This window comes from Candidatus Eisenbacteria bacterium (genome assembly GCA_005893305.1).
In the GTDB taxonomy this organism is placed as follows: Bacteria; Eisenbacteria; RBG-16-71-46; order SZUA-252; family SZUA-252; genus WS-9.
Genome location: VBOZ01000009.1, coordinates 133,544 through 148,250 on the forward strand (window position 1 = coordinate 133,544; position 14,707 = coordinate 148,250).

General features: G+C 61.9%; 7 protein-coding genes and 1 tRNA gene. 2 read left to right on the top strand and 6 right to left on the bottom strand.

Annotated elements, in window-relative coordinates:
• The first annotated feature begins 376 nt into the window (after positions 1-376).
• Positions 377-2,134: a T9SS type A sorting domain-containing protein gene (locus tag E6K79_02995; protein TMQ66334.1), complete on the top strand. Its 1,758-nt coding sequence runs from the start codon at positions 377-379 to the stop codon at positions 2,132-2,134.
• Positions 2,135-2,495: 361 nt separating this feature from the next.
• Positions 2,496-3,542, top strand: a complete 1,047-nt coding sequence (locus E6K79_03000; protein TMQ66335.1) for a TonB family protein — start codon at positions 2,496-2,498, stop codon at positions 3,540-3,542.
• 318 nt (positions 3,543-3,860) lie between these two features.
• On the opposite strand, the gene E6K79_03005 is transcribed toward E6K79_03000, so the two are convergent.
• The 6 genes from E6K79_03005 to E6K79_03030 form a co-directional block, all read right to left on the bottom strand.
• On the bottom strand, positions 3,861-5,660 hold the full coding sequence (locus E6K79_03005; GenBank protein ID TMQ66336.1) for a T9SS type A sorting domain-containing protein: 1,800 nt from the start codon (positions 5,658-5,660) through the stop codon (positions 3,861-3,863).
• 17 nt (positions 5,661-5,677) lie between these two features.
• The gene (locus E6K79_03010; GenBank protein TMQ66337.1) at positions 5,678-9,886 is read right to left on the bottom strand and encodes a hypothetical protein; all 4,209 of its coding nucleotides are present in this window, start codon (positions 9,884-9,886) and stop codon (positions 5,678-5,680) included.
• A 1,411-nt stretch (positions 9,887-11,297) separates the two neighbouring features.
• On the bottom strand, positions 11,298-12,056 hold the full coding sequence (locus E6K79_03015; protein ID TMQ66338.1) for a response regulator transcription factor: 759 nt from the start codon (positions 12,054-12,056) through the stop codon (positions 11,298-11,300).
• 431 nt (positions 12,057-12,487) lie between these two features.
• Positions 12,488-12,559: transfer RNA gene (locus E6K79_03020), tRNA-Asn, on the bottom strand.
• A gap of 202 nt (positions 12,560-12,761) precedes the next feature.
• Positions 12,762-14,246, bottom strand: coding sequence for a hypothetical protein (locus E6K79_03025; protein TMQ66339.1), 1,485 nt, complete (start codon positions 14,244-14,246; stop codon positions 12,762-12,764).
• Positions 14,023-14,658, bottom strand: coding sequence for a 50S ribosomal protein L17 (locus E6K79_03030; protein TMQ66340.1), 636 nt, complete (start codon positions 14,656-14,658; stop codon positions 14,023-14,025). Before E6K79_03030 ends, E6K79_03025 begins: the two co-directional genes overlap by 224 nt.
• Between the last annotated feature and the right edge of the window lie 49 nt (positions 14,659-14,707).

Here is a 14,707-nt window from a genome sequence, read left to right on the forward strand (position 1 = left end):
GTGGCCCGTCCCACGAATTGCCTTGCTTTATGGCGTCCATTGAACGACAGTGATGACTGTAGTCAGTCCCAGACCATCTCCAGCCTAACCTCCCCGACATATCCGGACTGAATAGTGACTCCAGGCCCTTGCCCGATTCCCCGGGCGACGGTCGATCCCCGCGACGGCGGAAATCCCGCGGCCCTGGGTCCAAACGGCAACAGGCCTGCTCTTCGGGGATCCAAGTCCCGAAACGCCCGCAGTCGAATCGGCCCGCGCCGCACTCACCCCTCGGCAAACCCTAGCGTCAACAGACCTGCGATTACCGGGTTCACTCCGAATGCAGGGTTCGGATTGCAGAGAATTAGGTTTGCCGTAGCCACACGGGATTGAGCAAATGGGGCTGCCAAAGCCCCCTAAGGAGGTTCAGATGTTCTTGCGTCGCGAACACCTTGCCGCTCTTGTGGTCGCCGTGTCTCTCGCGGCCAGTACACAGCTCGCCTACGCCCAGGTTGACATGTGGCAACTCAACGGGGTGCCGCTCTGCGCGGCGGTGGCCAGCCAGGGCCAGCCGAGGATCGTGACGGATGGGGCCGGCGGCGCAATCGTCACATGGCAGGACCACCGCAACGGCACCGACATCGGCACCTACGCCCAGCACGTGCTGGCCTCGGGGGCAGTGGATCCCGCCTGGCCGGCCGACGGGGCGGCGCTGTCCACCGCTGCGGGCGGCTACCAGAGTGTCCAGAATATCGCGACGGACGGGGCCGGCGGCGCCATCGTCACGTGGGAGGACGACTTCTCATTAGGAGAATACAACGTTTACGCCCAGCGAGTGAACGCCGCCGGCGTGGTGCAGTGGACTCCGGACGGCGTGGCAATCTGCACGGCGGTGGGTAGCCAGGTCGGCCCGACGATCGTGACGGACGGGGCTGGCGGTGCCATCATCACGTGGGACGACAACCGCAGTGGCGCTTACGCCACCTACGCCCAGCGGGTGAATGCCGCCGGCGTGGCGCAGTGGACTCCGGACGGGGTGGCGATCAGCACGGGGCAGGGTAGTCGGTCGATGACGGACGGGGCCGGCGGTGCCATTGTCACGTATGCGAAGACCTCCAGCAGCGGCACCGGCGTCTACGCCCAGCACGTGCTGGCGTCGGGCGCGATGGATCCCGCCTGGCCGGCCGGCGGGCGCGGGCTGTGCACGGTGCCGGGCCAGGGTGGAGGCTCGATCGTGACGGATGCGGCCGGCGGCGCCATCGTCGCGTGGCAGGACGGTCGCAACTTTGGCCACCCCAACTTTGGCGACCCCGACACGTACGCCCAGCGGGTGAACGCCGCAGGCGTTGTGCAGTGGAACGCGGACGGAGTGCTGCTGAGCGCGGCGCCGAGCTACCCCGGTCAGTTGTCGGTCGTGCCGGACGGGGCCGGCGGCGCCATCGTCAGCTGGACGGACGAGCGCAGCGGCATTGACATCTACGCCCAGCGAGTGAACGCCGCCGGCGTGGTGCAGTGGACTCCGGACGGCGTGGCAGTCTGCACGGCGGTCGGCGGCCAGGGTTTCCCGGAGATATCGCCGGACGGGGCCGGCGGCGCCATCATCACGTGGGACGACAGGCGTTTGAGCGGCAATTACGACATCTACGCCCACCACGTCCTGGCCTCGGGGGCTGTGGATCCCGCGTGGCCAATCGACGGCCATGCGCTGGGCACGGGGGTGGGCGATCAAAGAGAGCCGGAGATCGTGGCGGACGGGGCCCGCGGCGCCATCGTCACCTGGCAGGACGGACGCAACGGCAGCGTCAACACCGACATCTACGCCCAGCGGGTCTCTGGGTACAGCATCTCGGCAGTTGCTACGGGGGAACCGATGTACTCCTTCGCAGTACGCGCCCCTCATCCCAATCCCGCGAACTCCCAAGCCACGATCAGCTTCGACCTTGCCAGCCCCCAGCCCGTCTCGGTCAGGGTCTACGACGTGACGGGGCGGCTCGTACGCACGTTGGTCGCGGGCGGCGAGCTCCCGGCCGGGAGTCACAGCCTGATGTGGAGCGGCGCCAGCGATTCCGGCACCCTGGCCCATGCTGGGATTTATTTCATCCGAGTGAGCGCAGGGAGTGCCGCCCAGACTCGCAGGGTGGCGATTATCCGTTAGGCGGGCTCTTGCGCGCGGACGCTACGCCGCACCGCGATCACGAGCGTCTACCGGGCCACGAAGGACCTCTTCCTAATGCAGCGCTTCGCGCGGCACGCGAATCCAATTACGACGGCCGCGTACACCCATTCGAGCGACGAGGAACTCTACGCGAGGATCGGCGGGATCCAGCGCAGCGCACTCGTGCGTCGACTTGAATTTCTAGCTGTCCGTGCTAGCCTTTCGGGCAGGAGGTGATGCCGCCTGAGGGCATTACCGAGCCTCCCGGGTAAACAGCCCCAAATGCGGGGATAACCACGATGCCACCCGGGCGCGGGCAAGCGCGCGAAGCGGCCTGAGGGACGTGGGATCGCGGCACGGTATGGCAAGGGAGCCGCAGGGTGCTTGCCCCAGCCCTCGACTCCAGCTCGCATTGGATACCCCCCCCGATTACTCCAATTGGAGCTCGAGCGTGAATGCACGGCCTCTTCTTGCTGCGACGGTTGTGGCGCTCTCGCTTACCGTCGGGCTCTCTTTCGCTTCGAAGCCTTTGCACATATCCAAAAAGGACAGTAGCACCCGCCTAACGCCAGTTGACGTCGGCAGGACGGTGCCTGATACGACATTTGACGAGGCTCCGCGAGTCCTAAAGCAGGTCCGCGCTAGATTCCCCAGGCCATGGCGACTAAACGGATATGAAGGGCTAGTGCTAGTCAATTTGCTGATCGACTCGACCGGCCACGTCTCGCAGGCAAGGACCGAATTGCGTATGCCGTCGGACATAGATTCAGCAGTGGTTCAGGCAGCTCGACGCTGGACCTTCTCGCCCGCCCGGAAGCGGGGAAGGCCTGTAGCAACTCGCAGGCACATCAGCGTGGAACTTCGACACCCTCAATCGGGAGAGCTAGCCTCACTTCGGAACCGAACTTCCGTCGGTACGACGTATGCCGACGACCCGGATGCGGCACAGGGAACCGCAGGAGCGAGAATCACCGCCTCAGCTTACTTTGACTCCGTGTCTCAGAAATATTGCTATTCCTATGATCTCGAAAACCGCTCCACGAATGAAGATCATGTGTCAGCGTTCGTGCTACTGGGCTGTGCTGGCGGGGTAGTGGACGAATGGGATCAGCCAGATCACTGGAACGGTATGATTGGATGCGGTGGGCGCAGGGATGTGCTTGGCTGGACGATTTGGGATCGGGACTCCACCGGAAGTTACTTCACCTATGCCGCACGACCAGGCTCGTCCCTGACACGGATGCGGTTCAAGTCGAAGTTTCCTCCCGGGACGGTCTCATGGGTGGTCCAGACCGCAACTCGAAGTGACTTCGAGTCGATCCTCGTGGGCTGCTGTCAGTCGAGCCCCGATGTATTGCAGAAATGCGCCTTGTCTGGAACGATCGTCGGGCCAGTACAAGCACGCTAGCGGTAGGCGTCCGACGCGACCTCGCGCTTCGCGCGGCACGCCAATCCGATCACCACTGTCGCGTAGAGAGCCAGAGATCAAGAGAGCCGCATTGTGGCCGGAATCCAGCGCAGGGTGCAACCGCTAGGTACCGGGTGGAGACCAAGTCCGCGACAGGTCGGCGCGTGAGGGCGGTCGAGAAGACCCCAAGTGGCGCCCAGATGCACGGCGGCCCCAGTGCGCTCCCGCACCGGGGCCCCCTTTCTCTACCGCGACGTTGGAAGTTCGCGATTTGTTTTTTGGCTCCCCAAACGTAACCCTGTTCGAACTCCGCCGGACCTATCGGGCGACGATGATCTTTCGGATCTCTACCCTACCTGCGGACTCGAGGCGGGCAAAATAGGTCCCCGACGCCACGGGCCGGCCCGATGAGTCTCGCCCGTCCCAAGTCGCCGATCTCCAGCCTGCGGGTAGATCGCGCTCGATGACCGTGGCTACTCGCCGTCCCGTCACGTTGAAGATTCCCAATTTGACCGCAGCTGGGGACGGGATCCCAAAATTCAGGGTGGTCTGCGTCTGGAATGGATTAGGATAGCTCGGGTCGAGCCGCAACGCAAGTGGTGCCCCACCCACCGTGGGCACAAGGACCCACACTTCGCTCGAAAAGCCTTGGTCGTTCACCGTCTGCACGAAGAGGCGATACGCGTACCGCTCGCCGGGACTGACCGAGCGGTCCTCGTAGGCGACTACGCCGGGACGCTCGAGCGCGGCGATGCCGACCTCGCCCCAATCACCTCCGGCAGTCCGCCGTTGGACGCTGTAAATACCTCGTGAGTCTGGAACATACCAGCGAAGGCGAACAACTCCCGCCTCGGCCCTCGCGTCTTGAAGTGCAACCGAGATGGAGGTGGGCACGCACGGTACGCAGTTGAGAAAGACCGATAGCGCGCCATCCACCGGAGGAAACGCGTTGAAATCAATCTCGTTCGCCGTCACCAGATCCACCTTGGTATCACCGTTCAGGTCTGCCGCAACGATTCCGTTCGGGACACTGCTGGCCTCGAAACGCTCACGGGCGCCAAAGAATCCGTTTCCATTCCCGGGAAATACCTCGAGACTGTCCGGGCGCAGTCCGTATCCGTTCGACACGACCACAACGTCGAGTTTGCCGTCGCCCGTCACATCCGCCGCCACAGTGGACGGCCCGCCACCAAAGATGGGCAGATCGTCCGTCGCGACAAAAGTTCCGTTACCGTTGCCGAGACGAACCGCAGTGCGCTGATCGACGCATGCCACGACGTAGTCCAACTTGCCGTCTCCGTTGAGATCCCCGGTCGCGATCGACTGAGGGTCATTACAGGTGGGGGTATCAATCCCAGGGATAAAGTTCCCGGTCCCCTCGCCTGGAAAGATAGTCACCGTCGTCTGGTCTGGACAGCAGTCATGCGTTACCGCAACGTCGAGCGCCCCGTCTGCGTAAAAATCTCCGAGCGCGATGTCTAACGGCCACTTGTGGGTTGCGTGTTCTGTATACGGTTGGAAGGTCCCGTCGCCATTTCCGAGGAGAACGTAGAAGGCACCCGGATCCCCGTGGTTAGTCACGACAAGATCGAGATTGGCATCGACGTTGATGTACCCCGATGCCATCCGGCCACCTCCCAATCCGTTGACGGGGGCCGTGAAGCTGGTGAAGAACCCTGACCCGTCCCCAGGGCACACTATGATGCGCCCTCCCGCATCAAGGACAACGTCGGCCCATGCATCATTGTTGAAGTTCCCAATGACCAGATCGTCTGCATAGCCCGCGGGTACGTAAGACGTCCTTCGAGACTCGAACGTCCCGTCCCCAATTCCAAAGTAGACCGAGATAGAATCCGCATTGTCGTGCGTGGCAACCAAGTCGGGAATACCGTCGTTGTTGAGGTCACCGATCGCCACGGCGAAGGGCGCAATAGAAGCGTCGTAGTCCGTCCTTGCGGAGAAATAGGTCTCTGCCGCGGCAGGACCAAACCAAAGGAGTGCGCAGGCAAAGCCCAAGGGAGTGATTCTGCAGGTCCGAGTGCCACATCTGACCCAATCCAGTAGACGGCTGGCGCTGCGCGCTGTGAGGGTCAGGGTTTGTTCGCTCTGATCAATCAAGAGATCCTCCGGGCGGGCTAGCGAAGAAGGGCCATTCGGCGCCGATCGGAAAAGAATCCCGCTCTCAGCTCATAGAAGTAGATCCCGCTAGCTGCGCTTCCGCCCTGGTCGTTGCGACCGTCCCACCTAGCTCCATGGTAACCAGCAGGGAGATCCCCATCGACCAACATGCGGACCAGCCGCCCCGCGACGCTGTAGACGCGCAGACTGACGTGCGAGGGTCTTGGAAGGCCGAAGGATATCTCTGTCGATGGATTAAAGGGATTCGGTCGATTCTGTGCAAGAGAGTAGGCGCGGGGTACCCCTTGTGGTTCGAGCGCGTCTGGATGGAAATATCGGCCATGGGACATCAGGACGAATCGAGCAACCTCCGGCGCGTCGCTTGCGTCGAACTCTAAGTCGATATGCTCTCCAGGAAGGACGGTGACATTCCGACGGTCCTGGTCGATTAGGTCGGTAAGGACCGACTGTCCATCCGAATGGCGGGCCGAACGGCAGGGAAGGAATTCCGTCATTGCAGGTTCAACTGATGCCAGGCCTGCCCAGCCCAGCGTGTGGCTCGAGTGCCAGATCACTCGGACCCTGCGGACCGCTTGGTCACCGAGAATGTCTAGAGGAATCAACGTCGGACTCCAAGTTTCGCGAGGGATGACACGATCTAGTGTGTACCAACGATTGCCCTCGGTGTCTGGTGAGACACGAATGCTCACTCCCCCTCGACCGCCCGGAAACGACGGCGCAGTTGGCTTGGGAATTAGGTTGATTCCAAAACGGCGCTTGCCAGGGAAGACAATCGTGCCATCGGAGTCGACGTGAAACTCCAGGCTGTCGCCCGCCTCGCCTCGATACGCCGTCGTCGGTGACACCGGCGAGACAAACGGTGCGGCCTTCCCGGACCATGTGCGCTCTCGCAGCGCCGAAGCAGCTGGTTTGAACAGGACTGGGTGACCGGCGCCGTCACTGCCGAGCTGGTATCCTTCGGGCACTATCACCGAGGCAAGCTTGACCTCGTCAATCTCGTCGACTTCCGATCCCATTTCCGCGATCTGTATCCGTATTCTCCCGTCCACCCTCAAGGGATCTTCTCTCAGCGGATATGCATCGGATGCGATTGCCCCGGTCATCGCGCTAACACCCAGAATGGAATTCTCGACAGTGAGCCCGTTGGCGGTCTCTGTCAGGAGGAAGGGGCAACCCCCTCCACCTCCACCCCCGCCTCCCCCACCTACCGGATGCGTCCAAGGCTCGAAGGCTACGATAGCCAGCGTATTGTTGTCCAAGCCGTGTTGGATGATGTCCTCTATTTGCTGCCGCGTATCATAGTCCCAATCGTTATTTGTTGCGTTAACTTGCACAAGAGAATCAGTCCTGGGCGGGGCCCTAAGTGCCATTCTCAGGGACCCAGCGACGATGTTGAAGGTGTTGTTTGTGAAGCTCACCGATGGTGAGGCGTTGTTGGACCGATCCAGCCAGACTCCCCACGAATTGGACTTATTGATTGTAAAGATGTTGCGGTCCGCATTGCCTCGCCACCCGCCTTCGATTATAAGGCTGCCCGACGGGCCGGCCGTGTAGAAGAAGTTATCGGTGATGGTCGCTGTCGCAACGGGTCCAACGCTCGAGCCGGCAACCTTGATGTGCAGTCCCTTGGGGTTGTGGAAGTCGTTGTGCACGAATCGAGCGAGAGGCGAGCGCGTTGGGTCAAAGTTGAGCAGCACATCGTAGTCCTGATTTTCTTGGAAGATCGATCGATCGACAGAAGCGCAGGCGATTGAGGTTGTATAGCTGGAATCGGCTATGCCCCTGAATGCGTTTCTAACCTCACAACTGTCGAGGACGAGGGCACCCCCTCCGGAGAGCCGGAGACCATCCCAGAGGTTTCCGACCGCTGCAGTAGTGTCCGTAGTCTCGAATCGAGCCCCCTTTGCATAGAGCGATCCCCTGATATTCAACGACGCCGGCGGGAAGGTATTCTTGGGAGCCCGAAACGAGACCATTCCCCAAACTTTGAAGGTATCCGCTGGGGAACTTGTTCTGAGCGTTGCGGACCCTCGGAAGACGTATGGGCTCTTGCAGTCGTAGGCGTCGTCGTAAAGCGTCGTATCGGCTCGGATCGTGGTCGGTCCGGAACTCGCTGTCAGATACAGCGTGATCGTAGTGTCAGAACTGAGCGCGACGGTGTGGGAGCGGCGCCCTCCGTCACTCCAGCGATCGAAGCAGTACCTCGTTCCTGATACAACTTGCGTGGGGCTCACCGACAACTGTCGGGTCGCTGATGCTGTGCACGTAGTGCACGTTACCGCGTAACCTGCACCTGTGAGCAGGATCGGAGCACCGTTGTCGAAGGCTTGCGCGCTAGAAACGTTCGATATTATTCGGTACTGGATGGGTTTAAGCCGGGTGCCTGTGGCCGGCCCGGAAAACGGGCCGAAGCAATTTCCGGGAAATCGGCCGCGAACCGTGTACGTCTGTTGAGAAGACTGGGCCAGTGCGCTGGTGTCCATCCAGCTAAGTGTATCGCCCCGGACGGAGTGAACATGCGTTCCGCCCCTGTAGATCTGGAAGCTGTCCTGCCCGGTTGAGGCCCAGGTCCACCACACGAGGATGCCAGGGCAGTATCCGTTGCTCGCAGATGCAGCTGGAGTCGCCGTCGGTGGGTTGGTGCGCAATCCCGTCAGTGGGTCGGATGGCGTCGTACCCGTCCCGCACTCGTTGAAGGGAAGAATTTGGTATTGGTAGCTGGTGCCCGCTACAGCACTCGAATCATCCCAGGTGGTGCCACCGCCCGGAGGAACAGTGTGTTTTGGCACGAGATCTCGCAATACCTGGAAGCCGGTCAGCAAGTCCGGGACAGAGGGCCAGGTGATTCGGACCAGATCGCAGCGGCTCGTGGTCGCCGTCACACCGGTCGGTTTGGCCGGCGGGGCTCGGCGCGCTCCTGTGGTTGGGACCCGGTCGGATTCGCACGTAGAGTTCTCGGCAGAAACCTCGTAACTGTAGACGAAGCCGGCGAGCGGGGGAGAATCTTCGAAACTGGTCGAGCCGGCGATGGCCGTCCCGATGACCTCTCCTCCTCTGAGGATGTTGAATCGAATCTCATCTGCACTTCTGTCCTGCCACGTGATGAGGACGTGATTGCAATCGGAGAAGCTTCCCTGGGGAAACCCCGGCGGGGTCGGAGACAGGTCGGTCACCTGGATCGGATAGGGATGCTCGGGGGTGGTCAGCGTGGAAACATTGTCTCCGGCATCCTGGTCCACGGGGTTCTGGGCATAAGCCCCGATGAAGTTTATGCCGGAAATGCCGCACGGAACCGTGAGCGATCGCGTAGCCGTGAGAATCGGCATGACAGCGTCTCCGCCTTTGGCGGCCGGAAGACTAAGCGCCGTAGCACCAATCTGCGTGTCCGAAGAAGGCACGATACTCTGAAACTGAGAGAGGTAGAACTTGACCGTGTCCTGATACGCGATCGTGCCAAGGTTCTCGACTGTATACTCAACGGAGATAGACTGCTTGGAGGAGATGTATTGAGGTGCTGGGGGCAGCACCGGTTTGGCCTGCTTGTTGTAGTTCGACTTGAGTGCCCAGCCAAGCGCACGGACGTTCCACTCGTTTCCCGAGGCTGGGTAAAAGGTACGGACGCCGTTTCGGTCGTCTCCATGGAGATTCCAGAATGCCTGTCCGCCCCACGAGTACACACTATCCATCACGGCTACACGCGGCTCCCGCCCCTCCTCGCCATGGAATCCGACGGCATGACCCGCCTCGTGCCGCACGGCGAGCTCCAAGCTGAACACGCTGTATGGGGGAAACGAGTCCGGGTGCGATGTAGGCGAGTTCCAGTTGGCATTTCCGTTCAGCGAGATATCCGCTTCACGGTAGCTGGTTGTGCTCGGATACACGGCAAAGTCCGTGACACCCAGAACACGAGGATCGGTGATCGTACCAACGAACCCGATGGTGCTCAGCGTGTCAGTGTGGATGCTCGGGCTCACGTCAAGCGGGTTGGTCCAGTACCAGGTTAGGAAGCTTGACCCGGTAACAGTGCGCCACGAGTAGATCGCATTCTGAACCTGCTGCCACTCCGGCGTATTCGAGGGGAAGGTTGTTGGGGGGAGATTGAAGACGATCTCGTTGTTCGCCCAACGCCTCGTGTCAGAAGGCCCCGGGAATGCCGAGACGCAGTGCGTCAGGGACAACTGCGAGAGGAGAACTGGCGCTGCCAACCAATAGAGTTTCCGCACGTGAGCCCCCGGAATGGGCGGCGCTTACGGGGTCATGAGCCTTCGGATCTCGTTCAGGAATTGTGATTCCGACATTCGGGTGCCAGGATCCGAACCAGGGTCGAGAACGCGGACCACTGGCTCGCCCGTGATTACTAGGTGCTGAGAGCCGCGCACCCAATCCACTGGAGGGACGGAGTTGTTCCGCGCCGGGCGGTTTCCGGATCGCGGAATCGCTGTGCCAGTTGCATTCGATTGCTCGCGCGGGCGGTTGGACCTGTTAATAAGCGAATCCTTTCCACCGGGCCTACCTCGGCGAGGAGTGAACGGGAGGTCGATGGCGCTTGGTCGCGGACCAGCCTTGACATTTTCCCCCAGACTGGGCGAAACGATAACGAGCTTTCCGTTCTGGATCGAAACAATCTCGCGACCCCCACCGTCAAGCACAACCGGACGGCCTGTGCGCCGGTTCGGACGGACCGGAAAGAACCCTTGATTAAGCCCGATGATTGGGAGATACCGATTGCGCTCGGACCCTAGGTCCGTAGAATTGCACAGTAGAATGTACCTCGCTCCAGCGAGAAATTGCGGTTGGCCCTCAGTGACGATTTCGTCGTCCCCGACCTTGCCACCACTGAGCGTCAATTCCGTACGCACCGGGGCAGGATCCCCCTTGACCATGATCACATCCTTGAAGAGCACCTTTGTCACGATGGTCGTCCGTCCGGCGTTCCACTCAGATCGGATCGAAGCGACGGTTCCGGCAAAGATTACTTTAGCATCCTTCGCCAGGTTCGAGATATCTCCGGGAACCACCATCGACGCCGGGGCGAGGCGAGCTATCGCACAGCCAACCATGAGGACGATCAGGGCAGTGAATCGTGCGAGGACCGTGCAACACTGGGATTCTGCGACGCGTACCGATCGAGATCGGGAGCACGCCGATTCACTCGGCAGGTGCGGCGTCAGAGATGTGCGTATAAACGGTGCCGAGGCGTCAAATCGAGAAAGCATTGGTATAGACATTGTACGAGACCCCAGTTGGCAGGGAGCAGACGTAAGGCGAGGATCGACTGTCTCTCATGTATCCCGGCTCGGCAAAGAGCTGAGCACCCCTTGAGGGGCAACGGCACTGGGCACGGAGACTACGCGGAGCTTGGCCGCCAAATACATTGCCGGCAGGGCTCGCTGGAGTTGCCTCATTCTCGGGTTCAACGTACCCATCCGAACTCCAAGCTTCATTTAATCGATCCGTAGGCTTCCCCGTCTAGGCAGAAGCGTGAGCCGCACCACGCTAGGAACGATGCGCGCAGTCATTACCCTTGTCCATAGGCCGAAGGATAGGTTTTTGGTAGAGGCGGAGGGTATGATTCGAGCCTATATCTTCCGCCTTTTGGATACGTACCACGGGAACTCACTCCTCTGTATTTCGATCTCGAGCGATCAGCGTAAGTCGTTTAGTCCGCCCCGGATGCCGCTCCCCGACGTCCGAGCGTCTCCGCACGCCCGTCTTCTCCAATAAGTGGTGAACGTGCCCCTTCACGGTTCCAGGCTCGATGCCCAGCCGGGTAGCGATCTCCTTGTTCGTGAGCCTCTGCTCGAGCAGCCCGACGATCTCCGATTCGCGGACAGTGAGATGGGCCTGCTCTGGAGCGTTGGAACACCCACTTGCCGTGGTTCTCAGTCGCGCAACCAGTGCGGCTGTGATTCGTGGTGGAAGCCGCAGCTCTCCCCGCGTGGCTTCCCCCACAGCACTGACGAGATCGTCGCCCGAGGCACCGGGCAGAACGAATCCAGAAACCCCGGCTTCGAGCAGAGCGAGGAGCGCCACCTCGTTGTCTTCCGGCGCAAGCACAATGATTCGTGAGCGCGGTGTGGATGCGGTCAACTGTCGGACCACCTGGGCAGCGGACCCCGCAGGGAGGTCTACGAGCGCGATGTCGGGACGAAGGTGCGCGAGGCGCTCGAGGGATTCCTGATCGCCGACGCCGAGATCCACGACAATCAGCTGGCGGTGCCGGCTGAGACTCTGTACCAGGCTCTCGCGGTAGAAACGAACGTGTCCGACGACCGCCACAGTGAAGGATCCGTTGGAATTTGGGGGACGCCCTGAGCCCGAGTGTCTTGCGCTAGCCATCTTGCCGTCCTCCTCGCCGCTACAGAAAGCCGTCATGGCGCTTTGTTGGGACGCACCATCGGACGCAGTTCTACCTGGAGAGGGCGAACGAATTACGGTTGGAAAGGCAGAGTGTGGGGAATTTGGTGCCCCTCATGCATCCCGGCTCGGCGAAGAACTGGGCACCCCCTGAGAGGCAACACCAGTACGCTGCTCCTCCCCTGGTCCCCTAGTCAAGGTGAAAAGTAGGACCTCAAACGTCTCCCTCGCGTCTCACAGTGCGCCTCTCATTCAGAGGACGCACTTTGGGAATCCGCCCACGGTGGAGGCACTGAGGCGGGCACCCGCGATCTTTCTGTCGCTCTCAGAGAGGCAGAGAGGAAGAGAGCGGCATTCACACGTCCCTAGATGTGCGAAGCCCCGAGAGCATTCGCCCTCGGGGCTCCACTATCTCCAGACCCAGTTCGAACTGGGTTCGGGTCTGTAAGCTCCTGAGGTAGGATTCGAACCTACAACCCTCCGGTTAACAGCCGGATGCTCTACCATTGAGCTACTCAGGAATTCTTGGTGGGGAACAGCCCGCCAGCTCAAGCTGGTCGAGCGCGCAACCCACTGCTAATCAACAAGATATCGGCTTGCCGTTGGATAACTTGAGCCAATGATTCTACCGCAATCACTCCTCGGCAACAACCAGAACGCTGCGGGCGCAAAGGCCGACGCAGCGCTCGGCCGCCGCCAAACCGCCGCCCGACGCCCACGCACTCACCCCCGCCACCTCATCCTCGTTGGCTGAACAGGATCCCGCAGCACCCACTGCTTCATCTGCCGCATGTAGCCGGCGCGCCCGATCAAAGCGTCGAACGAGAAGAGAGCGATCCCATCGACGCCCATCCGACGCGCGCGGCGAATCTTCTCCGCGGCGTCGCGCGCGCTCTCATTATAAATAGCGATCCCCGCGTAGACGTGGCGCTCCGTGGGAATCGAGAGCGCGGCGCCGATCTGCCGCTCCACGACCGACGTGCTGGTTCCGTAGCACATGGGGATCGCGGCATCGATGATCCCTTCGCGGAGCCATGTGGGCCAATCCTGCTCGTATCGATTCAGCGCGGCCACCTGGTCCGCGATCACCGCGGCGGTCAGCTTGATGCTCCGCCCCGAGATATCCAGATCGTGCCTCAGGTCGCGCACCAGGTCCGTGATCTGATCCTTCTTCCACTGAATCCACCGTGCTCGCAAATCCGGAATCCGGTCGGCGCCGATCACTTCCAAGAACGTAGAGTCCGGATGGTCGATCTGCATGGGATCGACACCGAACTCCCTCTCGAACGCGGTCCGCGTCGCGGCGTCATAGCCGACGGTCGGCTCGGGATAACGGACGTAGTCGAGGTGGATCCCGTCGACGTCGTATCTCGTCACGATCTCCCGCACGATCTCGCGGAGATGGCGTCTCACCTCGGGATTTCCGGGTGCGAGGTACATCCCTTCCAGCTTCTGGTCCTCGAAATCCTCCGGGAGCATCTCCACCAGCCGCTGGCCATCGGCGCGGACCGAGATCCACTCCGGATGGGCGTTCACGACATGAAGCGGTGACCGCGGTGGCGCGCCGGCCGACCAGACCAGATAGACGTTGATCCAGGCTTGAACTTCGAGCCCGGCCGCGTGCGCGCGGCGGATGATTCGCTCGAGCGGATCGAAGTCGGGAGACGTGGCGCCGAGGTCCTCGGCGCGGGGCGTCAGGTCGGACCGGAAGTAGGCATCGCCGCGCCCGCGGACCTGCACCAGCAGCGTGTTGATGTTGAGCTGCGAGGCGACCTCGACCACCTGGTCGACGCGCCCGGGCGTGCTGATCGCGTGGCGCACGACCCAGAGGGCGCGGGTCTCCTCGCCGGCGGGAGGGGCGGCCGCAGCGAGCCTCACGGTGGCCGCCAGCCCCGCCAGGCTCAGCGTGACTAAGACCCCAATGAAAAACGCCGGCGCTCGACGCGCCGGCGTGGGCCGTTTCGTCACGTAATCGGTCGCGGCGTCAGTCGCCGCTTTTCCCTCGTTGGCGCCCGCGGGTTGTCGGCTTGGGAGCCATCGGAACGCCCTTCCTCCCGAACTTCTCTCCGCGCGACGGCCTGGGCGCGCGCTCCTTCTTCGGAGCCTCCGCGGTGGCAACAGAACCCTCGCCTTTAGCACCGCCTTCACCCTTCGCGGCCGCCTCGCCCTTCCCGGCCTTCGCCACCTTGCCGCCCGCCTTGGCAGCAGCTTTGGCTACCTTCGCGGCCTCCTCGGCCTCCTTGCGGAGCCGCTCTTTCAGCTCGGGCGACTTGACCAGCTCGAGAAGCGCGGTCTCCCCGGCGTCGCCGAGGCGCCGCCCAACCTTGATAATCCGCGTGTAGCCACCGTTCCGGTCGGCGTACCAGGGCGCCACCGTGCCGAACAGCTTCCGAACGACGTCATCGCCGTGCACGAACCGCGCGACGTGGCGCCGCGCGGCGACATCCCCCCGCTTCGCGAAGGTGATCATCCGCTCCCCGAGCCGGCGCGCCTCCTTGGCCTTGGCGACGGTCGTCTCGATCCGCTCGTGCTGAAAGAGCGAAGTGATCAAATTGCGGAGCAGCGCCTTCCGATGGGAGGACGTGCGGCTCAGCTTCCGATGGTCTTTGCGATGGCGCATGGCTTGGGATCCGTCCTTTATTGGCGCGCCAGCGGCGCGCCCAAACGCC